At 46.9% G+C, this 23,856-nt stretch carries 17 protein-coding genes; 5 read left to right on the top strand and 12 right to left on the bottom strand.

Translation table 11 applies throughout. The annotated features are described in order from the left end of the window. Positions 1-28 precede the first annotated feature (28 nt). Positions 29-2,251, top strand: coding sequence for an alpha-N-acetylglucosaminidase (locus ACXACM_RS02030; protein ID WP_474819448.1), 2,223 nt, complete (start codon positions 29-31; stop codon positions 2,249-2,251). Positions 2,252-2,286: 35 nt separating this feature from the next. On the opposite strand, the gene ACXACM_RS02025 is transcribed toward ACXACM_RS02030, so the two are convergent. The 7 genes from ACXACM_RS02025 to ACXACM_RS01995 all read right to left on the bottom strand — a co-directional run bounded on the left by ACXACM_RS02025 (position 2,287) and on the right by ACXACM_RS01995 (position 14,470). Then, on the bottom strand, positions 2,287-3,738 hold the full coding sequence (locus ACXACM_RS02025) for a M20 family peptidase (protein ID WP_474819447.1): 1,452 nt from the start codon (positions 3,736-3,738) through the stop codon (positions 2,287-2,289). A gap of 12 nt (positions 3,739-3,750) precedes the next feature. Then, positions 3,751-4,287, bottom strand: a complete 537-nt coding sequence (locus tag ACXACM_RS02020) for an NUDIX domain-containing protein (protein ID WP_474819445.1) — start codon at positions 4,285-4,287, stop codon at positions 3,751-3,753. Between the two features lie 211 nt (positions 4,288-4,498). Beyond that, complete coding sequence (locus ACXACM_RS02015; protein ID WP_474819444.1) at positions 4,499-4,765, bottom strand: hypothetical protein; 267 nt, start codon at positions 4,763-4,765, stop codon at positions 4,499-4,501. Positions 4,766-4,774: 9 nt separating this feature from the next. After that, positions 4,775-8,128, bottom strand: coding sequence for a PKD domain-containing protein (locus ACXACM_RS02010; protein ID WP_474819443.1), 3,354 nt, complete (start codon positions 8,126-8,128; stop codon positions 4,775-4,777). Positions 8,129-8,351: 223 nt separating this feature from the next. Next, the gene (locus ACXACM_RS02005) at positions 8,352-11,165 is read right to left on the bottom strand and encodes a hypothetical protein (protein ID WP_474819441.1); all 2,814 of its coding nucleotides are present in this window, start codon (positions 11,163-11,165) and stop codon (positions 8,352-8,354) included. Positions 11,166-11,177: 12 nt separating this feature from the next. Continuing rightward, on the bottom strand, positions 11,178-12,962 hold the full coding sequence (locus tag ACXACM_RS02000; protein ID WP_474819440.1) for a DUF885 domain-containing protein: 1,785 nt from the start codon (positions 12,960-12,962) through the stop codon (positions 11,178-11,180). Between the two features lie 137 nt (positions 12,963-13,099). Further along, entirely contained in the window at positions 13,100-14,470 is a 1,371-nt protein-coding gene (locus ACXACM_RS01995) for a GntP family permease (RefSeq protein WP_474819438.1), read from the bottom strand. Between the two features lie 165 nt (positions 14,471-14,635). On the opposite strand from ACXACM_RS01995, the gene ACXACM_RS01990 reads away from it, so the two are divergent. Then, positions 14,636-15,223 carry a gluconokinase gene (locus tag ACXACM_RS01990; protein WP_474819437.1) on the top strand — a complete coding sequence of 196 codons (588 nt, stop codon included), beginning with the start codon at positions 14,636-14,638 and terminating at the stop codon, positions 15,221-15,223. Here ACXACM_RS01990 and ACXACM_RS01985 read toward each other — a convergent pair. After that, positions 15,188-16,186 (bottom strand): substrate-binding domain-containing protein, encoded by a 999-nt coding sequence (locus tag ACXACM_RS01985; protein WP_474819435.1) that lies wholly within the window; start codon positions 16,184-16,186, stop codon positions 15,188-15,190. The two genes, ACXACM_RS01990 and ACXACM_RS01985, sit on opposite strands and share 36 nt — an antisense overlap. Before the next feature lie 202 nt (positions 16,187-16,388). Between ACXACM_RS01985 and ACXACM_RS01980 the strand changes: the two genes are divergently transcribed. Beyond that, positions 16,389-17,765: a YcjX family protein gene (locus ACXACM_RS01980; RefSeq protein WP_474819433.1), complete on the top strand. Its 1,377-nt coding sequence runs from the start codon at positions 16,389-16,391 to the stop codon at positions 17,763-17,765. Between the two features lie 2 nt (positions 17,766-17,767). Next, positions 17,768-18,670 carry a DUF697 domain-containing protein gene (locus ACXACM_RS01975; RefSeq protein ID WP_474819432.1) on the top strand — a complete coding sequence of 301 codons (903 nt, stop codon included), beginning with the start codon at positions 17,768-17,770 and terminating at the stop codon, positions 18,668-18,670. A 90-nt stretch (positions 18,671-18,760) separates the two neighbouring features. Here the strand turns inward: ACXACM_RS01975 and ACXACM_RS01970 are convergent, their stop codons facing one another. The 4 genes from ACXACM_RS01970 to ppnP all read right to left on the bottom strand — a co-directional run bounded on the left by ACXACM_RS01970 (position 18,761) and on the right by ppnP (position 21,927). Then, positions 18,761-19,801: a mechanosensitive ion channel family protein gene (locus tag ACXACM_RS01970; protein ID WP_474819431.1), complete on the bottom strand. Its 1,041-nt coding sequence runs from the start codon at positions 19,799-19,801 to the stop codon at positions 18,761-18,763. 140 nt (positions 19,802-19,941) lie between these two features. Continuing rightward, entirely contained in the window at positions 19,942-20,154 is a 213-nt protein-coding gene (gene cspE / locus ACXACM_RS01965; RefSeq protein ID WP_474819429.1) for a transcription antiterminator/RNA stability regulator CspE, read from the bottom strand. A gap of 246 nt (positions 20,155-20,400) precedes the next feature. Further along, positions 20,401-21,627, bottom strand: a complete 1,227-nt coding sequence (locus ACXACM_RS01960) for a threonine/serine exporter family protein (RefSeq protein WP_474819428.1) — start codon at positions 21,625-21,627, stop codon at positions 20,401-20,403. A gap of 15 nt (positions 21,628-21,642) precedes the next feature. Further along, complete coding sequence (gene ppnP, locus ACXACM_RS01955) at positions 21,643-21,927, bottom strand: pyrimidine/purine nucleoside phosphorylase (RefSeq protein WP_474819426.1); 285 nt, start codon at positions 21,925-21,927, stop codon at positions 21,643-21,645. 379 nt (positions 21,928-22,306) lie between these two features. On the opposite strand from ppnP, the gene ACXACM_RS01950 reads away from it, so the two are divergent. Then, on the top strand, positions 22,307-23,710 hold the full coding sequence (locus tag ACXACM_RS01950) for an undecaprenyl-phosphate glucose phosphotransferase (protein ID WP_474819425.1): 1,404 nt from the start codon (positions 22,307-22,309) through the stop codon (positions 23,708-23,710). Positions 23,711-23,856 lie beyond the last annotated feature (146 nt).

Here is a 23,856-nt window from a genome sequence, read left to right as displayed (position 1 = left end):
TTAATTTTTTGGTGTCGGGAATATTACAATGAATAAACCTTGGTCATCTTCTGTAAGTGCGCTATGCATGAGTATGTCGCTTGTGTTGGCAGGGTGTGACAATGATTCATCGTCGGTAAAACAACCTGAAACAGAAGTACAAAACAGTGTTCAGGCAGTACTGAGCCGTGTTACTGAAGGCGAACTGGACAATTTGTCGGTTACAAAGGTGAGCGACAACGAGCCGGAATGGTTCGAGGTCGACGTCAGCAATGGCGAAGCACAGGTAACTGGCAACTCAGAATCTGCTATGGCATATGGCGCTTATCAATACTTGCGGGAGCAAGGTGCACTATCGGTAAGCTGGGAAGGTAATCGCGTAGCAATTCCCGACACATTTCCCGATTTCGACGGTGAAAAAACCTACACGCCTTTTTCCCAGCGGGCGTATCTGAATGTTTGTGCTTACGGTTATACCACTCCCTGGTGGGACTGGGCGCGCTGGGAGCAGGAGTTGGACTGGATGGCACTTCACGGGGTGAACAATCCGGTGGCCATGGAAGGGCAGGAGTTTGTATGGCAAGCCCTTTGGAAGGAGTTTGAAGTAAACGACGAGGAGCTGGCAGAGTACTTTTCAGGCCCTGCTTTTACACCCTGGCAGCGAATGGGAAATATTGAAGGTCACGAAGGACCATTACCCCAAAGCTGGATAAACAAAAAGCACGAATTGCAGAAGCAAATTTTAGCGCGCATGAACGAACTGGGTATGAAACCTGTAGTTCCAGCGTTCAGTGGTTATGTGCCTAAAGCCTTTGCAGACAAATACCCGGATGCAAAAATTTATGAAATGCCTCGTTGGACAGGGTTTGAGAATGCTACCTACTGGTTGGATCCCGCTGACCCTCTGTTCAATAAGCTGGCGAAACGCTTTATTGAAATTTACACCGACACTTACGGAGAGCAGCAGTACTATTTATCTGATGCATTTAACGAAATGCTGCCACCTGTGTCAGAAGAAAACCGACATGCCGATTTAGCCTCTTACGGAAAGCGGATTTATGCATCAATTGCACAAGCCGCGCCAGATGCCGTTTGGGTAATGCAGGGCTGGATGTTCGGCGCTGACGAAGAGTTCTGGGATTTAGCGTCAATCGACGCATTTCTCAAGGATGTACCAGACAGTAAAGCGATGATCCACGACATTGGTAATGACCGTTATCACGTGTGGCAACGCACGGAAGGTTTTAAAGGCAAGCCATGGATATTCGGTTTCATTCATAATTACGGTGGTTCCGACCCCGTTTATGCTGATTTTGGGGATTACGTAGAGCAATTACGTGTAGTAACGAATTCAGACAGCGCCGGCGCGTTAAGTGGTTTTGGCGTGTTCCCTGAAGGAATCAATAACAATTCTGTCGCCTACGAGTTTTTATTCGACTTACCCTGGCAATCAACGCCTGATATGCAAAAGTGGGTAAGCACTTACACCGAAGCCAGATATGGGAAAACGTCACCTGAATTAGCGAAAGCATGGGATTCCCTCATCGATGGTGTGTTTTCTGTGCGTTACTGGCAAAGCCGCTGGTGGGAAGATTCTGCCGGTGCTTATCTGCTGTTTAAACGCCCTACCATTCGCATTACCGAGTTTGAAGGGCACCCTGGAGATCTGGCAAGTTTAGACAGTGCGATTAAGCAACTTCTGGCACAGGCAGATGAGTTCAGCGGCGCACCGCTTTACACCTACGATTTGGTTGATTTTACGAAACATTCTGTGTCATTGCATGTAGATTCCATGTTGCAGCAGGCGGTACTGGCGTATCAACAAAAAGACTTTGCAAAAGGTGATGAGCTAATAGGAAATGTTGAGCGGGTACTAAACCAGTTAGATTCACTTTTGGGCTGGCATAACGAAACCCTAAGCTCCTGGTTAACCGACGCGGCCCGCTACGGCGACACGCCCGAAGAGTCAGCATACTATGTGAGAAATGCCCGACAACAAATCACCCAATGGGGTGGCCCTAAACTTAAAGATTACGCGTCCAAAGCCTGGCAGGGTATGTATAAAAGTTATTATTTGCCTCGATGGAAGCAATACCTTAAGGCCTACCGCAATGCCATGGAAACGGGGCAGCCTTTCGATGATGAAGCTGCACAACAAGCGTTAATAACGTGGGAAGCGGAATGGATTGAACAGCAGAAAATTCCACAGCTGGAAAAACCTGACAACCCCGTTCAGAAAATCGACGTTCTAATGAGTGATATCTGGCAATGATCACACGCTCGCCTGTGGTTTAGCAGGCGAGCTCTTTACTGCTTCTCAATAAGTGACGCATAGAATTTCACTGCGTTAACCATGTTCTCAATACTGATCTTTTCATTGGTGCCGTGAAAACCGTCTAAATCTTCGTTGGTGATCACCATTGGATTGAACCGGTAGGCGTTAGTGGTTTTGGCATAAAACCGACTGTCGGTGGCGGCAATCGTCAACCCTGGTGTGACAATGGCATCGGGGTAAACAGTTTGCGTACTTGTCATCAAATCAGCGAACCCTTCGTTGTCACTGGGGGCTACCGTCGACGCTGGAAACGACTCCATGGCTTCCACGCTAATACGCGGGTCATCGATGGCGGCTTCTATCCACGCCAGAACGTGTTCCGGCGTATCGCGAGGGTGTAACCTGAAATTAATGGTGGCAGTAGCGGTAGCAGGTAAAACATTCGATTTCACACTACCTGAAAGCATGGTGGGCGCGGTGGTAGTGCGCAGCATAGCGTTACCGCTGGTGCTGTCATCCAGCACGGTATTGAGTAAGGGTTTGAACAGCCACATATTGGCAAACATCATGCGTTTACCAAAGTCCATATGGCGGGCAATATTGCTGTACATATCTTCGCTAACACCGTCGAGCCCACCGGGCAGTGGCGCATCCCGTACTTTTAATATGGCACTGGCGAGAATGCTAACGGCGGTATCCTGTGGCGGCATAGAGCTGTGTCCACCAGCGCCAGTGGCCGTGAGTTTTACCGTCAGAAACCCTTTTTCCGCTACGTTAATGCTGGCTATATTTTTGTCCAGGCCCGGCAAAATGTCTTTTAGCACAAACGAGCCTTCATCCAATGACCACGCCAGCTCAATATTGCGCTGCTCGAACCAGGCCACAACCGACTGCGCACCTAAGTCACTGCCTAGTTCTTCATCGTGAGTAAATGAGAAATACACATCACGTTTTGGTGTAAAACCTTGTTCCAGCAACGCGGTGGCAGATGCCATCATGGCGATAACAGCGCTTTTGTCATCCAACGCCCCTCGACCCCAAATTACGCCGTCTTCAATTACACCGGCGAAAGGGGGGTGAGTCCAGTCTTGTTCTGTGCCTGGGTTAACGGGTACAACATCATAGTGGGCCGATAACAACACAGGTGCATCGGCAGTGCTGCCTTTCCACTGCAGCAGCAAGGTGTGTTCATTAATGCGGTGTAACACAAGTGTGTCGAAGACCAGTGGGTAAGTGGTTTCCAGCCATCGAGTGAAAGCACTGAAGGCGGCATAGTTATCTTTGTTTCCGTCTTCGAAGGAAATGGTTTGGTAAGTAATAGCCTCAGATAACTGTCGGGCCAGAACGTTGCCATCAGGTTCAACTGGTGTGGTTTTACCGCCGGCTTGTGTCAATTCAGGTGGGGTAAATCGAAGGGTATTTACTACCAAAACTATCACCAGTAAACCCAGTGCCGCACCAAGAGTGAGAAAAATGCGTTTCATGCTTGTTCCTTTTTATTGTTCTTCGCATTGAGATAAATAACAGGCGAGGGCCTTGCGCATCGATTCAAAGGCAACGTCCTCAAGATTGATTTGCTTGCGAGGGAGCCATTTCACGCCGGCAATTTCTGATTGCTGTAAAGTAAGCTGTGGTTTTTGAGCTATATTCGCCACATAAAAGCCATCACAGGTTCGATAGCGCACATTGGCATAGTCGTAAGTGTTCGGCGCTGAGAGTAAGTACTGCCAGTTTTTTACTTCAATACCGATTTCTTCAAACGTTTCCCTGCGCAAAGCATCTTCCATAGATTCGTTAAAGTCTACAAAACCACCAGGCAGGCCCAACATGCCCTTACCCGGCTCTTTTCCGCGAACAGTAAACAGCACTTCATCATGACACACAGTAATACCTGCTACCGCAGTGGCCGCATTGAGAAAGAAAGTGAAGTGGCAGTTGTCGCAAAAATACCGGTTGTCGGTAAGAGTAAAGTTATCGCTTTTACACGCAGGGCAGAATCTAAAGGGGTCGGTTTGCATAATCACGCTAAACATCAAAAACCAATAGAAATAGCATGCCAGAGGCCTATGAGTTTTGCACCTGTTTCTTAAATTGCTGATGCTAAAACGAGGCATATCCGAACCTACCGTTTGTCACCAGTAACACACTTTCGGTTTTCACTGAACTAATAAAAAAGGGGCACATTGCAGTGCCCCCTTGGAAAAACATCAGGGCATGCTTAGTTCAGCATGCCTTTTCTCGTGTTTACTCTTCGTTATTGGCCGCTGCGCAAACAAAATCCACAGCATCGTAATAGCTTGCTGCCGTTTCATTCACCGCGCCTTTTCCTTCTAACCACATGAAGAAACTGCCGTCGTTATTCGGACTTACATAACCTAAGTATTTGCCTTCAGCGCTCAATACCTTGGTATCGGTGCCGTTATCTGCAGCTTGTGTGGTGCAAGCGTCGTCGGCATACGCCAACCCTGAAGACATCGCCAAAATGGCAGAAGCGATAAGTATGCGTTTCATACTGCTCTCCTAATCAAAATTAATAACCACAGGAATTTCCTGAATAATGGCAACATCATTGGCGTTAACCAGTAACCGCAAGGTAATGGTATGGCTCTCGTCACCAAAGATCTCCAGGAAGCTGCGTTTGAAGGTTACGTCAAAGCTAATGGTGTCACCGGGGTTAACACCGGTTACCGACACGCCATCTTCAGACACGTTGTCACCCAGCGGTACAATGCTTTCGACGATGTCGTAGAAATCGCCGGACGGCTCCATTTTCACCGACAGGTTGCTGCTGGCTACGTCGATGGCGTCAAGTACTGACTCTACCACTTCCGCACTGTCACGAGACAGCGAGAAGGCGTCACCGCCGGTGGCGCTGGTAAGGGTAAGTACATCAGAAACGGTACCACCTGACTGAAGACCAAATACTGTCATGTTTTGGTCGTTCAATCTGGCCAGGGTTTCGGTGAAACCTGCGCCGGGATAACCGCTTTCGTTGTCGCTGTCGTGGAAACTGGCGTCGGTGGCAAGGAACATCACCGGCAATGCACCTTCACGCCAGCCACTGGCTGCATCAGCTGTTTGGTACACGGCTTCCAGCTGACTTTCAGGGCTGTCACTACCACTTAAAATGTTCAAATCGTTGAGGGCGTTAACGACTTCGGTAGGGTCATCTGTTAGTGTTTGATCTAAGCTGTATGCGTAGTCCCTGTAGCTGCCGTACGGGCTTTGCGGGAAGTCACTGAAACTCGAAACACCGATTTTTACATCCTGACCGGCACTGCCAAAGGCATCAATCAGGCTAATAGCCCGCGAGCGGAACGTAGAAAGGTCATCACTGTAACTACCTGACACATCGACAATAAACATAATGTCTACTTCATTAAATACCGGCGAATCGCCAGGAATAACCACGTCGATTGTTTGGGTAACTGAGGTGTCAAAACCGCCTAACTCAATATTTACCAGGTCGCCTTTAGTGAGGGTTTCTGTTTCACGGCTGTCGATGGCGGCCTGAATAGCGCCTTCTACGTTCAGGCGTGCACCCATCCCTGCATTGGCGGCAGACTCTGTTGCAGTAAGCGCACGTGTCACTACGTCTGTACCTGCCGGGCTGGTCAGTGCAACATCATTTTGAATAGGCAATGCTGAAGAACGCAACATGGCTTTAATTTCAGATGGTGACAAGTTAGGGTTCACCGACTGCATAAGAGCAATCGTTGCCGTCACCAGAGGTGTGGCATAGCTGGTACCCGCGTTGCTGTAGTCTGAACGGCCATCACCGTCGGTATCACCGAAAATATGCGGCTCAGCGTTGTATCCCATAATGGAGCCTGCAGCGGTGATATCCACTCGGTCACCATAGTTTGAATAGCTGGCACGCTTCACGTCAGTGTTAGTGCTGTCGGCAAAACAAGTATTCGCAGCGTGCATATCTTCTGTTGTAGCTGCATTGAATACTGTACCTTCTGTTGTATGTGCGCCTACAACAATCAACTGGTCGCTTTCAATTGAGGTAGGCAAGCGAGAGTTTGCATCACCGGCATCGGTGCGTCCATTACCGGCGCTGGAAACAACAATAGCGTTAGGATAATCGTCTTCAAGGGTGGTGACAAAATCTTCCACCATCTTTTCAATACCAGGAAACTGATTTGCAGCAACTCGATTACTTGAGCCAGCCGTACCCTCACAGGTTTGGTAGCCTTCTTTATGTACGCCCCAGCTCCAGTTAATCACTGTAGCACCGGCACGTAACTGGGCCAGCGTTTTTGAAATGCGCCCCGCAATAGTACCGCCTGCAACGTTGATGTTCGCGCCGCTGTGAGAACCAGCCAAAGCGCTCACCAGGCCAGCGTTTCCACCGTCGCCTAATTCAGCGGCCACAATACCGGTTACCTGAATGCCGTGGTTTACATCGTCAACAGGTAAATCATTAGCATAAATGTTTACATTACTGGCACTGCGCTCGCTTTTAAGGTAGTTGTCGAAATCGTCAACGTCGAAATTAATGCCATCTTCAGAAACACCAATGGCCATGAAGAATGGCAACAACTGGGTTTCAGTGGGCGCGCGGCTCACTTTTGATGCGTAAAGCGCCGCACCTTCTTCTACCCGGTTGCGTGAGCGTTGTGATGGGCGATCCGGGTCGGCAGACCAATCAACCGACTCACCGGTTACGTTCGAGTCAATCATGGCATAGCGCACGGTGGCTTCTGCTTCCAGCGTAGCAACAAACGTTTCAAGTTCGGCAACGGTGCTGGCATCCACTTCAATCTGCCATACGTTCAGCTCTTCAATTTTACCTACAACCGTGCCACCAATAAGACCAGCAAGGCGAGCTGCTTCTGACTCAGAGCTAGCATCTTCGCTAATGGCAACTAACACGTAATCGCTGACCACTTCGGTACCGAGTTCGTCAACGATAATGCCATCTTCTGTAGGCGCAATAAGGCCGTTTTCGGTTACTTCAAAAATCACCGGGTTTGAGGTTTCTTCCTGATATTCCAGGGTAACCGCGCCAGTAGTTGCTTCGGCAGGAACGGTAAACGCCAGTGACGTGTCAGAAACAAGTTCAGCTTCTATGGCTACGCCATTCATCATTAACTGTGTGTTTGCAGGAATAAGCGCATTGGCAGTAACCGTTACTTCAGAACCGGCAATACCAAAATCAGGTGATAGCGCTGAAATGTTAGGTACTGGCGTGTTTACCACGGTTACCGTCATTTCTGTTGTTGCCGTAGCGCCTTCGTTATCCGTTACGGTGACCGACACCACGGCATCCTGGTTTTCAGTCACGGCCGGGGCAGTAATTTCAAGTGCTTCGGTAGAGGTACCGCCTAATTCAAGGGTAATTCCAGATACTTGCGTCCACGTGTATGAGGCGATGCTGCCATCTTCGTCAGTACCATCAGCCACTATGGTAACAGCGGTTTCTTCGTTTACCTCAAGAGCATCAACGATCAGTTCAACAGTGGGTAGCTTGTTCACGTTGGCAATGTTAACCACAACGGTATCAGTGGCTGTTAGCCCTTCGTTGTCGGTAATGGTCACGCTGAACGTCGCGCTGGTGTCTTCCGTTACTTCCGGTGTGGTAAAAATTAACGACGACCCGGTGGTATTCGATAGTGTAATGGTGGGTCCGTCGGTTTGCTGCCAGGCAAAGCTGGCAACACTGCCATCACTGTCTGTAGCAGTCACATTTAATGTTACTTCGGTGTTTTCGCTCACACTGACATCGCTGCCTGCATTTGCACTTGGAGGCCGGTTTGGTTCCTCAGAAGAACCGCCACCGCCGCAGCCGGTAATGGCCAGCGTGCCGGTAGTTAAACCGGTGTATAAAATAGTTTTTAATAATTGCTTTTTATGATGTGGAAACATACATAACCCTTAACGTAGAAGTCCGTGTACGTTACAGGGCGCGCGAATGTCCTTCGCATAAAAATAAATGAAAATAGCGTCACGTTCCCTGTAACTTGTTGGATACTAACACAAGTTTTTAAGGGTGTGACACTTTTTTGTTATGTGTTTTTATACTAATTAAATGAAACTAGTCTTGGCCTATACGAAGAAGCAGCGCGTGCTTGGTCTGTTATAGGGTTCTCTATTGCTGCTCGGTGCTCGACACTAAGAATGCTTCAATCCTATCCAAATTTTTTGGGATAAACCGACCATTGCGCACTTTTTCGTATTGGTGTTCGTTGCCAAAGCCGCCCAGCCATACTGCTGCGGCATTGTGAGAATAGTCTGCCGTTGCGAATTTTTCGGCAAAGCGCTTGGCGAGAGAACCGTCGGGGCTAATCTGGTTAAAATGATCTATTACGTTTTGATAAGTAATGGTTGAAACAATTTGACCATGCAACATGCTGTCATGATCATAAAAAATGCTTGCCGCTTTTTCGCCCCACTCACGCTCTGCTTTAAATTTTTCTTTCCCCATTATACTTCTCATATACTGATACATGTGCTGATCGATGTGCATGTTGCCATATCTCTTAACAAACTCAGCGGCACGGTGTTCCCTAACGACTATGAACCAGTCTTGTTGTTTTTCTTGTCCTTTTTCCGGCCAGCCAAACGAGTACATAACGCGTTCAAGATCATTGATGAACGGTGTAAACCAAACGGGCTCCCCATCAACAAAATACTGACCTGTTAATGCTAACGATACATTTTTCAAAATGTGGCTATTATCGTCAATAAAGCTATTTACTCTTTGGTAAAAGTCAGCGTTACTTTCATCAGCTTTTTGTAAACTGGGCGAGCGGTCTGCCAAAATATAGATAGCGTAAAGGTCAAAACGCATTCGATGATACGCTATCAACTCTTCAATCGTTGTAGTGTTTCTCCCACTGAAATAGTGCCTAAGATGTTCACTGTTTCCTTGCCTCGTAAATAGTCCATTAACACTTATTGGTTTGTGATTTTCTATATCGATGCGACTCATTTGCGTCCATCGTCCGTTGTAGAAGTAGTCACCTGTGCTAAATATGGCGTCTTTTACATAACGGTTTTCAGAAAGTAACTCATCAGTTATTTGTTGAACACAGGAATCGCAATCTGTGTACTTAAACGCGTGGAGAGGCAAAACGTTGGCATTTTTATCAAGCATTATTTTGTTGTTAAACAAGGGCGACTTTTCTTGCTTTTGCAAGATGCGTATTAATTTCGGATATAAATTTTTAATTGCCTGCATTTGTGGTGATGAGCAAGAGTAGCGCTCGACAAGTTCCGGGATTAGCCCAACATCACTGAGGCCGCGAGTGTTAACCAGCTCTTTTGCGAGGTCATAGAATTCTTCTGCTATTTCAACTTTATACTCGGTTACTGTCGTAACGCGCTCTCTGAACCAATAATCAGTAATAGTATAATAGTCAACGTCTTCAAGGATCTTATTAGTGGGTCTTGAGCCAACGCAGTAATAAGTATATGTGTGCGCAAAAGAGGTATAACGTGATTCAATAAAACTTAACAGTCTTGCGCGGCTGGAGCGGGTGTAGAGTAAGTCAATATGTCCATCGCCAATGTATTCGAAGAGTGATAAATAGTTTGGAAGTGTCAGTGTTTCTTTATCGTTTATCACGCGTTGCCAGCGTTCTGTAAGATAACCGCCTTTGCGACTATCAAGCATAAGCCCACTGTCATGTTTCGGTTTCTCTGTACGCAAAGTTGATATCAGCGACTTATCTGGCGCATAGATTTTAAAATCGCAGATATCAGCAGCGCCACACTCAATAACCTGACTAGAATTTCGATCACTGCCAACGCCTTTGAGAAAAGTATTGATGAAACCGGCTTCGTTAATAGCATGCCTGTGATTAAGCTCTATATAGAAAACTTTCTTAAACTTTCCCTGGTCATCACTGAGTGGCTCTCTGGAATAGCTAACAGTAAAAGGAAGGTACTCCTTTGCGTCATACTTTCCTTTTACTAAACCTTGATTGTACAGGGGGGAAATGAGTTCCTCAGGAGCGAATACATACTCGATATGCCGATACTTATTATCATCGCCTTTGACATAGAAGTTTAACCTTGCAGTATCGTTCTGATAAGCTTGATTGACTTGTTTAACAACCTCATCAAAATCGCGAAAGTAAGTGCCTTTGAGTTTAAGTTGTGCGCCAACACTGTTGGGTTTTACGTCTACTATTTTGAATTTAGGATACGTTTCTTCTTTAGAACTCGGTGCGCTGACCCCTTCTAGCTCAATACCCAAGTCTTGCTTTACCCTTGAATAGCCCGATTTGTTGTCAATGATCATGGCCCGCGCTTTCTCGCGGCATAGGGCACGCTCAGGCCCGGTCGCAGTATAAGCGCAGTATCGGGTTATCTCAGTATCGATGGGGCCATTTTTCTTATCCAGTCGTTCAAAATGAAATGATTCAATGCCTAAGGCGGCTTTCTGTTTTGTTCTCAGAATAGAAAAGCTAACAAATTGCGTATTGAGCCCGTTCCAGGTTAATACGCCATAACCATGATCGCCTTTTTCGCTAGAGGTAACTAGCACTGATTTACCTGAATGAGGAGCGATTAATTTTTTCGGGGGAGTGTCTTGTCGAACTAATGTGCCAGTAAGCTCAGTCGGGTTGCCAATGTTGAAGTCGCCAAGAAATTCAACACCCTTATATACTTTTTCTATCTTTAACGAAAACGAACTTATCGGTTCACTAAATTTGATTGAAACGGTGGAGTACCGGGAGAAACTTGTAGAATTCCTCAAGCCATTGTTCCATTGTTCCATACCCAACGATTGAACAGTAACCACCATATCGTTTACAACACCGCCCCCACTACCACCATAACGAGTAAAACTAAAATCGCTAAAATCCTTCTCTTCCGAGGCACCGACAGATACGAATGGAAGTAAAAGTAACCCAATCAATAAGATATATGTGCTATGGGGGAACAATGCTCTCATGAATCACCTTCGCTAACGTTGACTATCTATCCAGCTATCGACGTTGTCTTCAAGTACATTGAGTGGCACTGAACCCGAACCCAGTACAGTGTCGTGAAACGCGCGAATATCAAATTTGTCTCCAAGCTCTGATGTAGCTTTTTCTCGTAGTTCCAGTATCTTTAGTTGCCCTATTTTGTAGGCCAGCGCTTGGCCAGGCCAGGAAATATAGCGGTCAATTTCATTGATAATGTCTTGTTCAGACTTAGCCGCGTTGGCTTTGAAATAATCGATTGCTTGCTGGCGAGTCCAACCTTTGTAATGCAAACCCGTGTCTACCACTAAACGCACTGAGCGCCACATGTCATACGTTAACTGTCCAAAGCGCGAGTAGGGATCCTGATACAACCCCAAATCATAACCCAAACGTTCGCTGTACAGCCCCCAACCTTCAACAAACACGGCAAAGTTTAAAAAGCGGCGGAACATGGGGAGTTCACCCAATTCGTTTTGTAACGCAAGCTGTAAGTGATGACCGGGCACAGCTTCGTGCACACTGAGTACCTCAATTTCATATTTGGGGCGGGTTTCTGGTTGATACAGGTTTACGTAATAATAGCCTGGCCGCAAACCATCTGCCGAGGGTGGATAGTAGTAAGCCGTTGTTGAATCTGGTGCTATGTTGTCGGGGATGGGTTTAAGGCCGTAAGGCGCTCGTGGCAATTTTCCAAATAACTTGGTTAGCTCAGGGTCAATTCGTTTACTGGTGGCTAGGTAAGCATTAAACAAAGCGTCGGGTGTATCGTAGTAAAACTGTGGATCGGTGCGCAAAAAAGTGACGAATGCATCAAAATCTCCCTCAAAACCCACTTCCTCAATAATCTTAAGCATTTCAGCGCGGTTGCGCGCTACTTCCCTTTTTCCAAGCTCATGAATTTCATCGGGCGTCATGTCAGTGGTGGTGAAGTAACCGATAAGGTGCTGATAATATTCCTTGCCGTTAGGTAATGCCCATACGCCTACATCCTTTCGACAGGCGGGTAAATATTCACTTTCAAAAAACGCCGTGAACTCACGGTATTTGGGCGTTATCGCTTCTTCAATAATACGTTTCGCTCTATTTTGCAAAGCCTGTTGTTGGGCCTTGGGTATCGCATCAGGAAGCGAGGTGAAAGGTGCATAAAACAGGCTGTCGACAGGGTTATCTACATCGTGCCGCTTTAGTTGGTCTGGGATCCGCGACATGGTAGCTGCTGAGGGCATGATGTTCGCTTCTTTGCCGGCTTCCATGAGCAGACGCGTTTGGTCGATAAGCGTTGGCAACGCCTCTAGCCTGGCCAGCCAGTTTTCGTAGTCGCCAAGCGTGTTAAGTGGGATAAAGTTGGCGAAATCGTCCAGTGTTTGCACCCCACTGGATTGGTCGAGAGGAATAAGGTGAGTATTGAACTGGAATTCGTCAATTCCCATTTGCAGTTGCCACTGCGCTAAGTCGTAATTGGTTTGTTGAAAATTAGACAACTGGCTTCTGTCGATAGCTTTCAATTCTGTCAATGCAGCCTGATGCGCTTTGTGCCGCTGATGAATGGCACGCATACTGTAATCTGTCCAGCGACGGTTTATGGCATCATTACCAAGGCCCAAATACGAGGCATACTCAGGATTAAACTGCGAAAACTGTTGCCATTGCTGGTCAAGAAAAGTATTGAGCTGATCATTGGCAGATATATTGTTCTGAGCCAATGATTCTGATTTCGCATATGAGCTAAACAGTGTAATGAATAGCAAGCCTATCAATAGGATGTAACCATGGCGCTGCATAAAACCTTCCTTGTGTATGATTTTTACGCTGCCATCTTAGCACAGTACAAAAAATGTTCACCTAGTCGTGATGAGTATTTTGCGACACAATTTATAGCCAATACTGCTAGTAGCGTGTTGTATGCTCTTTGCTGTTCTCAGAAAACCAAACTCAACAAGCCCGCGAACAAGAAGGCAAGTGAGCCAAGCAGGGTTTCCATTACCGTCCAGGTTTTTAACGTGGTTTTTTCGTCCATATCCAGTAGGCGGGAAACAAGCCAAAAGCCTGAATCGTTAAAGTGTGAAAGTACAGTTGCGCCGCCAGCAATGGCAATAACCACACAGCATAAATCGACGGCTGATAAACCAGGTGACAATGCCACAATGGGCGCCATGAGTGCTGCCGTGGTGGTAAGGGCCACGGTTGCCGACCCTTGCGCAACCCGAAGGCAGGTTGAAATGACAAAGGCGGCAACAATAACTGGCAGGCCGGTATCGTGAAGTAACGAGGCCAGCGCATCGCCTATACCACTGCTTCGCAACACGCCAGCAAACATACCGCCAGCGCCGGTAACCAGAATTACCCCGCATACAGGCGCAAGGGATTCACCACACAACTGTTCTGTGCGTTGCTTTCCCAGTGCCGGGGTAAACAACACTAAACAAAGCAGAAGCGTAATGAGCAGAGCGATAGGGGTTTTCCCCAGCGTGCGCAATACATCTACCCAGGCCAGATCAGAAGAAATAGTGCCGGTTGTAGTAAGTGTGTTTAAGCCGGTATCCATAAAAATCAGTACAACCGGCGTAAGCAACACCGCAAGCACAGTACCAAACGCCGGTGGTTTAACGGCAGCAGCATCACTTGAGTTTTTAAACAGTGGTGGTAAATCTATGGTTATTCGCTTACCGGTATATAAAGCAAATAAGTAAGCGCCTACATACCATGTAGGTATTGCTATTATTAAACCTATGAGTAATAGCAGGCCCATGTCTGCACCTAGTAAATCGGCGGCAGCCACGGGGCCAGGATGGGGCGGTACGAAGGCGTGCATTACCGCAAAAGCGCCAGCGGCAGGTAATGCGTATTTTAATGTTGAACCGCCAAATTTCGCTGCCACGCTCATGAGTATGGGAAACATAACGATAAGACCAGCGTCGAAAAATATGGGGAAACCGAATAATAACGATGCTACACCCAGGGCAAAAGGGGCTTTCGCTTCACCAAAGCGGTTTATCAGGCCATCGGCTAACACCTGCGCACCGCCGGTGACTTCCAGCAACTTACCAATCATGCAACCCAACCCAACCAGCAACGCGACCGAAGCCAGGGTGCCGCCAAAGCCAGATACCATCACAGGTACAATCTGTGCGCTGGGAATACCGGCCACAACCGCTGTTAACGCACTAACCCCAATAAGCGCAACGAACGCATGAATGCGTAAAACCAAAATTAGCAGCACCAGTAAAAAAACGGCCCCAAGCCCGGTTAACAATAAATGCGTTGGGCTGGCGACAAGACTTATATCCATACTGTAACTCTCGGTATTGGTGTTTTAGGGTTAAAAAATGAATTCACAACGGCTAACGTTACCGGTAACATTAGCACGAACAAAACCAGGTTGTTAAACAATTTTTTAACACCCGTGAGCATGCTTTACAACGCTAAAGTACGGGGTGCTAAGGGAGGCAATACTATGTCTGCAATACAAAATGGTCAGCGCGACGGGTTTTCGATTATCGTGATGGGCGTAAGCGGTTCAGGGAAATCTACCGTAGGTGAGCATCTTGCACAGGCGCTTCAGGCCACCTTTATCGACGGTGATGACTTGCACCCACGCAGCAATGTAGAAAAAATGTCTGCCGGTATACCGTTAACAGATGACGATCGCCGCCCCTGGCTTGAACAAATAAGCAGTGAAGCGCACAAGCTGCTACAACAGGAGCAGTGCAGTGTTATTGTGTGCTCAGCACTAAAAAAGCACTATCGGGATATTATCCGCGGCAATAATCACAACCTTTACTTTGTGTTTTTAGATGGTGATAAGCATACTATTTTACAGCGAATGACCCAGCGAAAAGGGCATTTTATGAAGCCGGATATGCTGGATAGCCAGTTCGATATTCTCCAGCGGCCGGGGAGTGATGAAACTGACGTGCTTACTGTTGCTATTAGCGACAGCCCCCAGGCTATAGTGAATGATGTGCTTCAGTTACTGGCGCAGCGCAACATTACTACAGGTGCTCGTTCACACGGTGAAGCCCCGGTTAATAGACCAGGGTAATTCAGTAACAGGCGCGTTGGGTCGCTCGCCGCGCAGGCTTTGTAATATATTTGAGGCGCTTACCCGGCCCATTTCCGCTCTTGGCGTTATCACACTGGTAAGCAAGGGCGTCATTGCCTCGCCAATGTTTAACCCGTTGTATCCCGCTACCGCCATATCTTCCGGAACACGCAATCCCAAATGCTTACATCTGAGCATAACGCCGACGGCTATATCGTCATTGGTACAAAATACGGCATTGGTGCTGGGGTGCTGAGCCAGTGCTTCATCCAGTAACTCTCCGCCCAAGGTAAAACTGGAATGGGCAAGTGTAGCCACTGTTGCGGGTTCAAGCCCGGCTTGTTTCATGGCCTTTTCGTAGCCTGCTTTGCGCAGAAGGGTTCGGCTGTCCATGCGGGCGGCCAAATAAACCACGTGCTGTTTGCCCGAGGCAATAATGGCAGACACCATAGCAAACGCCGCAGCCTGGTGATCAAGCCCAACAGCCATATCAATGGGAGTAGCAGGAATTTCCATGGTTTCCACCACGGGAATACCCGCCTGACTAAGCATTTGCAGGGTACGGGAAGAATGCTGGGTTTCGGTAAGAATGAGGCCGTCTACCTGGTACGACAGCATCAGGGCGACTTTTTCTTCTTCTACCGATTCACTGTAGCCTGTATGGGCAATAAGCGTGTCGTAACCCTGTTCACCTGCTACGTCTTCCACCCCTTGTACCAAATCGGCAAATACCTGGTTTGACAAACTCGGCACTAATACCCCAATGGTTTTGCTGGACGATTTAGACAAAATAGCCGGTACCCGGTTTTTAATATAACCCAGTGTTTCTATGGCATCGGCTATTTTCTCCCGGGTGGTGGCGGCAACCGAGGCAGGCGATCGCATGTAGCGGCTCACCGTCATCTTGGTTACACCCACTTTGTCGGCAATATCCTGTAACGTAGGGCGTTTTCCTGGCGTCATGTTCTGCTCGCTGGCAAGTAGATAACACGCCAATGTTACATGTAACATCCTGAAGAGTTAATTAAAATAGTGTCGTATAAATGGAAAACGGGACGGAAACTGCACCGAATTGTTTCCAAATATAACTGTACCTTTTAATCACATCCCTTTGGCCCATATAGTGATAATATGGTTAAACATTCACACGGTAGTGAGGAAATACATGAAGCGATTCGTTCAAAATGTTCTTTCGCCTTTGTCGCCGGTAAAAGATGGCGTGAGCGCGGCAACCGGTTGGTTTACCAAAGAAACTCACCGGTTTACTATTACCGGGCTCAGTCGCAGCGGGAAAACCATGCTATTTACCAGCCTGATTACCGCTTTTAAACATCGTGGTGAAGGTAAATTCTATTGTTTACCTCTACTGCGATATTTACCAGAGAAGCTGGTGGAATCTGTTCGCGTAGAGCCCCTGGAAGGCTTCAACATGTTTCCCCTTGAAGAACATTTGGAATCTCTTGAAAGAGGTGAATGGCCCAGAGCTACCGAAGCCGTGTTTGGTGTTAAAGTTATTATTCGTCTGAAACAAAAACACAAGTTTAAGAAGCACTTGTTTCCCTACACCGACGTAGTACTTGAGCTTATTGACTACCCTGGCGAATGGATAACCGATTTACCCATGATCGACAAAACCTTCGCCCAGTGGTCTGACTCCTGTCTGGCACAACAAATGTCGCCACCGCAGGAACATTACGTTTCCGAGTGGCACCAAACCCTGCAAGATTTCAACTTCGACGAAGAGCCCACTATCGAAGCGGTTCAGGATTTGGTGGTGGTATACCGCAACTATTTAATTCAGGCCAAAAATGCGGGTATTGCCATGTTGCAACCCGGCAGTTTCTTGTTGAAGAAATCGGGGTTCGATTGGGGAGAAGAGGGGTTTACGCCACTACCAGCCAAGATCAGTAGCGATGTATCTCACCCCTGGACCATTTTGTTTACCAAGCACTTTAAATCGTTTCAGGAGAACTGGCTAAAGGAACTTCGCAAAACCACCTTCAGAGAATCTGATAAACAAATCATTCTGGTGGATTTATTCGAAGGCTTAAACCACAGCAAAATGCATGTTATGCAGCAAAAGGAAACCTTGAGTCACCTGGCGGATGTGTTTGCTTATGGCCAGCAACACTGGTTTAAAGAAACCATTTTGCGCAAGCGAAGTATTCGTCGTGTGGCTTTTGTGGCAACAAAAGCGGATAACGCTCCGCCTATGTATCAAAAAAATCTACTCTCACTCATGACTGATGTAGCCAGCAGCGCAGTAACAAAGCTGGCTGCCAATCGCATTGCTCATGAATATTTCCTGGTGTCGTCCATTCGCATTACCGATTTGGGCTCTACAACAAAGGCCATAAGGTATACATCGATAGAGGGCGACTACCGGGAAGCGCGGTATGATTTTTTACCGCCTTATATCACCTTTATCAGACAAGAAGACAATTACCCTGTACTCAGGGCGGCGGTGCCTAAGGACTACAGGCCGCGCATGCTCAACGGAATAGGACTCGACAGATTATTTCAATACTTACTGGAAGACTAACTATGCAATCTTCTGAAGAAAACTCACCTCACTATCGCTCTCGTATCAGTGAAGTGTCGTTAAACGAGGCGCAACCAAAGGTAAGCATGCCGGCGCGGCGTGATACCAGCGAATGGGATGTAGACGAGAAACAAGGCTTGTCGCTTAAAGTGGTTACGCTGCTGTTAGGCGTACTGGCTGTGGTGGCCTTTATGGTATTCGATGCCATTGAAGCCATTGTAACTCGCTTTGACACATTCCCCGTATCCAGCACTCTTCTGGGTGTGCTGATGGCCGGTTTTGTGGTTGCGTTACTCACTCTTATTATTAAAGAATGGCTGGGTTTCAGGGCGGTAGAAGCCTGTATTGAAACGCCACTAAACCTGGAAGCGCTGGCGAAAACTGAAAGCGCAGATGAAGTGAAAAGCACTATTGCAACCCATGCCAGCCGCTTTGGGAAAGGCAGTTATGCCGCACGGTGCTACAAGCAATATCAACAAGTGCTTACCGACGACATGACGGCAAAAGAGCTCACCAATCTTTACGAGGAAACGGTATCTACGCCGGTAACCGCGAAAGCTGAAGAAATTGTAAAAAAAGAAGCCGTGGTTAGTGGTAGTCTTACCTTTATTAGCCCGAATCATTTAATTCAAACTCTGGCCATTAGCTGGATAAGCTTTCGAACTATTCGTAGCGTGGCCCGGGTGTTTGGTTTACGCCCTGGTACGGCAGGTAGTTGGCGATTGTTTAAAGTACTGGCGCAAAACCTGGCGGCCCAGAGTTTGTTTGATATGGCAACCGACGAGCTGGCGAACCAAATTGGCGGCTCGCTGGCAGCCAAGGTTGTAGAAAATTCTGCAGAAGCCGTGGCGGCGGGCGCGCTAAATGTGCGATTAGGGCGTACACTGATTAAATTGCTTCGCTAACGCAACTTGCCAAAAGCGAAGGCACAGTCCCTCAGGTCTGTTTGGCTCATCTTACAGGCCTTTTCCCGTGCCCATTGGGTACGGGGTTTTTTATTCTGGCAAAATGTTACTGCCATCTTCCGGCTCTCGGCTTTGCTCTGCCTGTTTGCGAATGTCGTCATTTTCACTGGTTACATCTTCCTGATGATGATCTTGCTCAGCATTGCTGCGTGGGGCAAGTACCCCTTGTGGCTTTGATGATTGCGTTGTTGTCTGCTCCAAAGCATTGTGTTCAGCTTGTTTTCCGTTTACTAACGACAAACCTTCCGGGAATATGCGTTCTCTTGCGTCATCTGGCATAGAAATACCTGCCTCTAAGAAAGTTTCGGTGAGAATACGCATCAGCGCCGACGCCATTTTAATTACGCTGGTGGCCTCTACATTTATCCAAAAATACACTTTTAAGTTGTAAGTAGATGCCCCAAGGTTATCAATCAGTACCATGGGTTCCGGGGTTTGCAGTACATGGTCGTGATTATTGAGCACCTGCATGGCTAATTCCCGTACTTCAGCAATATTGCTGTTGTACCCCACGCCTATAATGAAGTGGCCGCGCATATTCGGGTTTGCCGTCAGGTTTTTGATGATGCCCTTATACACAGTGGCGTTCGGAAGTTGAATATGGTTGCCATCAAAATCAACCAGGGTAGTAGCCCGGGACGTCACCTTTTGTACAACGCCGGTATACGATGCAATTTGCACCACGTCACCAATACGGAACGGTCGTTGAACCGTAAGTAGCAGGCTGGAGATAAAGTTTTCAGCTATATCGCGAAAGGCAAAACCCAATACTAACCCAATAAGGCCAGTACCGCTAACAATGGCAACCGCAAATTCGGTAAGCCCGGCCAGCTTTAAAAACAGGTATGCGCCCAGCAACATAATAAGAATACTAATGCTGCGGCGGGTAACGGAATGTATAAGCGGGCTGGCAGACACATACCCGAAAGGCTTTATCAGCCATCGGCTTATGGGGGCCGCAGCCATTACCAGGGCGATGAATATTACAAGGCCAATGGCGATTTCTGGTAGTTTTGCGGTAAAAGCGTGGCTGAACTCAAATAAGCTTTGTATTGCCGGGTTGTCTTGCATGGTTCGAAACCTGTTTGTGGGTAACAGGGTGATTACGCAGCGGTGGCTCGGTTAGACCAATGAAATGTATAACAGATTTTTGGAAGGCAGATAAACAAAGAGCCGGGAAAACCGGCTCTACTACTTAGCAAAAAACGAAATTACGCTACGCGTACGTTGTTTGCTTGTGGGCCTTTTTGGCCTTGTTCGATTACGAAGGTTACTTCCTGGCCTTCAGCAAGAGTTTTGAAGCCTTCAGATTCGATTGAACGGAAGTGAACGAATACGTCTTTGCCGCCATTGCTAGGAGTAATGAAACCGAAACCTTTATCTTCGTTAAACCACTTAACTGTACCAGTTGTAGTATCAGACATTTTAAAAACCTTTTTAAACATAAAATAATATAGCGGTGACAATAACAGTCACCATGAACGCAATAGACATAACCTTTTCTAACAACGCAGGAAGATATCTATAGTCGACTGTTTAAAGAGGAAAAGTAGAAATCGAACGGGGTAGTAAAGTGCTTTAATATCTAAAGCGTGTGTACAGTACTCCTTTGCATCAGGCTTGTCTAATAAATAATCCGGATATTTCAAAAAGTTTTGTTAACATGTTGTTTATATTGCTTTTTTAGTTGGTGCGACCACATTAGCAAAAATCAAACCGGCAATAAGCGACATAAAGATTAAGAAAACTTCCTGGCCAACGTGTTCGGCTGCCACAAAATCTTGCCCCGATATAAACGAATTCAAACCAATATAGGTTTTAGAGCCAGGCACCAGCACAATAAGCCCGTGCACACCCACAATAGTATGTGGCTGGTGGACAATGCGGGTAAACAGGTTGGCAAATACGCCAAGGGCAAACGCGCCTACAAACGTGTTTAACCCCAACCCCATGTAAGGTGCACTGAATACAGAGGCGCCGTAAGCCAGAAAGCCTGCACACAGCGCCCAGGGAATATGCCTGAAACGGGTACGAAATATGGCAACCAGTGAAAAGCTCAATAAAAATACCGCCAGCCAGGTTCCCCACACGGGCAGCGACTCTGCTGGCCTATATACGTTTTCACCAAACAAACTAAACCCAATAGATACACCCAAAAATGCGCCAAAATACAATTTGAACAATTGCATGAGGGCATCCATGACCCGGGCGGTGCCCGATACCATATTGCGCGACGCCAGTTCGGCAAGGCCCATGGTAAGCGCCAGGCCGGGAACAAAAATGATCACCGATGAAAGCACAATAAGCGGAATGTTAATGCCGGGATCTAAGTACCGCCCAATACCGCAAGCGGCTAAACCGGCAATAAAACTGGTCATGGGTTCCAGCATTAAGTTTACCCGCTTTGAGCGCAACGACCACAACGACCAGAAGTAAGACAGCAAACCCAATAAGCCCGACCAACCAATTTCCGACCAGCTTGCACCCATCAGCATCGCGAACGCACCGGTAGCGGTGGCAAACGCACAACCGGTTAAAAATTTGCCGTAAGGCGAGGGAAGCTCATCGATTTCAGATAAACGCTTATCAGCTTCTTCTAACGATACCTTGCCCGCAAGGAGTTCGCTGGCCAGTTCATCGGTAAGGGAAAGGGAGTTTAAATCGAGCTCGCCAGGCTGCAAGCGCGCAGCGTGGGTGTATTCGTCTTCGTGGCCCTCTGTCCAGATAACAAAGGTAAGGGCGGTGGGCGTAGCAATAATGGAAGTACGCACACCTAAGTAAGTACCTACTTCCAGTAAATACGCTTCTAGCCGAAAAGATGGCGTACCGTATTTATGAAGCATTTTGCCAAGGCGCACAATAAAGCGCCGCTTGTTTATAAACTCAGCTGTATGCACGGTACGCGCTCGCGGTTAACTATAAAAACATAAATAAGCAGTAGTAACCGACACTTTAACATCAAAAGACTGATTCGCCGCTACATTAAATTCAGTACCGGTTTTAAATGATTGCCACTCGTCAGAGCCAGGCAGCTTAACAACCAGCTCGCCTTCAACTACTTTCATCAGTTCGTCTTTAGAAGTATCGAACACGTATTCGCCAGGCAGCATAACACCAGAAGTGCAGGGGCCGTTGGCCGATTCAAAAGCAATAGATTTAACCTGGTCGTTGAAGTAGGAGTTGGTAGATAGTGACATTGAAGACCCTTAAAAGGAGTAAAATGAGAAAAATTAGCAATGTTGTAGGCCAAAAAGAAAACCAATAAAACCTGACTGATTTCGCTGTCTGACGTATAAGCTGCCCCTGAGAATAAACTGGCACCGCACTTGCTGCAACTGCACTGAAACATTTTTATGTGTTAGCGCGATATTACGACTATAGTTGAAGAGTGTGTTTCGTTATACTGCGCAGCCTCAACAATACGGTAATAGTTCATTTTGAATAATAATGCAGTATAGTTGCATGCTGGTGCACCCGCACCAGGTTGGTGAGTAATACAATTGTCACGGACAGTTATTATTCTACAACTAGTCAAAATAGTTTTTAACTGCCAATACCAAGGGACGGTAGTAGTACATGAGTGAAAGCGGCGGTTTTATCCGCAACAACCTCAACCAGTTTGCCTTTATCTACAGGTTGGTTGATATTTTTGTTATCCAGATGTGCCTTCTTGGCATTGCCTTCCTTTACCTGGGTAAGTTCGATATAAGATACTTTGTGTTAGGGCTTCTTTCTAACATGGCGTATTTATTCTTCGCCGAACTTTTCGTGCTGTATCGTTCATGGCGAAGTGGTTCGTTCAAAGAAATGCTGTTCTACACAGCATGCAGTTGGTTACTGTCTCTTACACCGTTATTCTTCATCTTATTTTTTGCTAAACAAACCGACTATTTTTCCCGTGTTATTTTGGGGTTGTGGATAGTTGCCGTTGTGGTGATATTGTGCGCGTGGCGGGCTTTGTTCCGTAAGATGCTGGTATCTGCCCGCAGGAAAGGCTACAACACACGCGCGGTAGGTATTATTGGGTTGACTAAGCGAGGCATAGACTTAGCTGATGAAATAATAAAATTTCCGGAAAGTGGCTTTAAACTTGTTGCCGTTTTTGACGAACGCTCGCCAGAGCGGCTTTCCGACCAACACAAAGACAGGCTGGCCGGTGGCATTGCCGAAGGCGTGAAAATGGCGCAAGAAGGCAAACTGGAAATTCTGTACATTGCATTGCCCCTTACAGACAAAGCACGCATAGACAATATTCTCAAAGCACTGGGCGATACAACCGTAGACGTACACATAGTGCCAGACATCTTTACGTTTAATCTGTTGCATTCAAGAATGGGCCACGTAGGTAAAATACAAACCATTAGCGTATACGACAGCCCCATGCGCGGTGGCTATTCAATAATGAAACGCATGGAAGACGTTTTTCTTTCTCTTACCATTCTGGCCATCATTGCCATTCCCATGTTGTGCATTGCCGTAGCAATAAAACTCACGTCTAAAGGCCCGGTATTGTTTAAACAAGACCGATACGGCATAGTAGGTAAAAAAATTAAAGTGTGGAAATTTCGTACCATGCGGGTAATGGATAATGGCGAAGTGGTAAAACAAGCCACCAAGAACGACCCGAGAATTACCCCCCTTGGTGCTTTTTTAAGAAGAACCAGCCTGGATGAATTGCCACAGTTCTTCAACGTGCTGCAAGGCACTATGTCTGTGGTGGGCCCAAGACCACATGCAGTAAGCCACAACGAAGAATACAGAAAGAAAGTTGCATACTACATGCTACGCCATAAGATGAAGCCTGGTATTACCGGCTGGGCGCAGGTGAATGGCTGGCGCGGTGAAACCGATACAGTAGAAAAAATGGAAATGCGGATTAAGTACGACTTGGAATACATCCGGAACTGGAGTATTTGGTTGGACTTTAAGATAGTGGTTTTTACGTTGTTTAAAGGGTTTGTTGGGAAGAATGTTTATTAGCGAGCATTATTTAACACTAGGCTTGATTCGACTATGTTATCAGCCAGTGGGAGAAGCTATCATAATATTGTAAGATATTGGATAGATAATTGCATTATGAAGTAGTTCTGAAGATAACAGCCTGTATTATAAACAGGGAAAGGAGT

This window comes from Alteromonas sp. AWQ4_252, assembly GCF_056158205.1.
The sequence above is the reverse complement of the archived record's forward strand: the minus strand, read 5'-3'. Positions and strand labels throughout refer to the sequence as shown.

Excerpts from the sequence above, each read along its gene's own strand:
- ACXACM_RS01990 (WP_474819437.1), top strand. The coding sequence starts at position 14,636 with ATGTCTGCAATACAAAATGGTCAGCGCGACGGGTTTTCGATTATCGTG.
- ACXACM_RS02010 (WP_474819443.1), bottom strand. The coding sequence starts at position 8,128 with ATGTTTCCACATCATAAAAAGCAATTATTAAAAACTATTTTATACACC.
- cspE (WP_474819429.1), bottom strand. The coding sequence starts at position 20,154 with ATGTCTGATACTACAACTGGTACAGTTAAGTGGTTTAACGAAGATAAA.
- ppnP (WP_474819426.1), bottom strand. The coding sequence starts at position 21,927 with ATGTCACTATCTACCAACTCCTACTTCAACGACCAGGTTAAATCTATT.
- ACXACM_RS01950 (WP_474819425.1), top strand. The coding sequence starts at position 22,307 with ATGAGTGAAAGCGGCGGTTTTATCCGCAACAACCTCAACCAGTTTGCC.
- ACXACM_RS01980 (WP_474819433.1), top strand. The coding sequence starts at position 16,389 with ATGAAGCGATTCGTTCAAAATGTTCTTTCGCCTTTGTCGCCGGTAAAA.
- ACXACM_RS02020 (WP_474819445.1), bottom strand. The coding sequence starts at position 4,287 with ATGTTTAGCGTGATTATGCAAACCGACCCCTTTAGATTCTGCCCTGCG.
- ACXACM_RS01985 (WP_474819435.1), bottom strand. The coding sequence starts at position 16,186 with ATGACGCCAGGAAAACGCCCTACGTTACAGGATATTGCCGACAAAGTG.
- ACXACM_RS01975 (WP_474819432.1), top strand. The coding sequence starts at position 17,768 with ATGCAATCTTCTGAAGAAAACTCACCTCACTATCGCTCTCGTATCAGT.
- ACXACM_RS02005 (WP_474819441.1), bottom strand. The coding sequence starts at position 11,165 with ATGAGAGCATTGTTCCCCCATAGCACATATATCTTATTGATTGGGTTA.
- ACXACM_RS02000 (WP_474819440.1), bottom strand. The coding sequence starts at position 12,962 with ATGCAGCGCCATGGTTACATCCTATTGATAGGCTTGCTATTCATTACA.
- ACXACM_RS02025 (WP_474819447.1), bottom strand. The coding sequence starts at position 3,738 with ATGAAACGCATTTTTCTCACTCTTGGTGCGGCACTGGGTTTACTGGTG.
- ACXACM_RS01995 (WP_474819438.1), bottom strand. The coding sequence starts at position 14,470 with ATGGATATAAGTCTTGTCGCCAGCCCAACGCATTTATTGTTAACCGGG.
- ACXACM_RS02030 (WP_474819448.1), top strand. The coding sequence starts at position 29 with ATGAATAAACCTTGGTCATCTTCTGTAAGTGCGCTATGCATGAGTATG.
- ACXACM_RS02015 (WP_474819444.1), bottom strand. The coding sequence starts at position 4,765 with ATGAAACGCATACTTATCGCTTCTGCCATTTTGGCGATGTCTTCAGGG.
- ACXACM_RS01970 (WP_474819431.1), bottom strand. The coding sequence starts at position 19,801 with ATGCAAGACAACCCGGCAATACAAAGCTTATTTGAGTTCAGCCACGCT.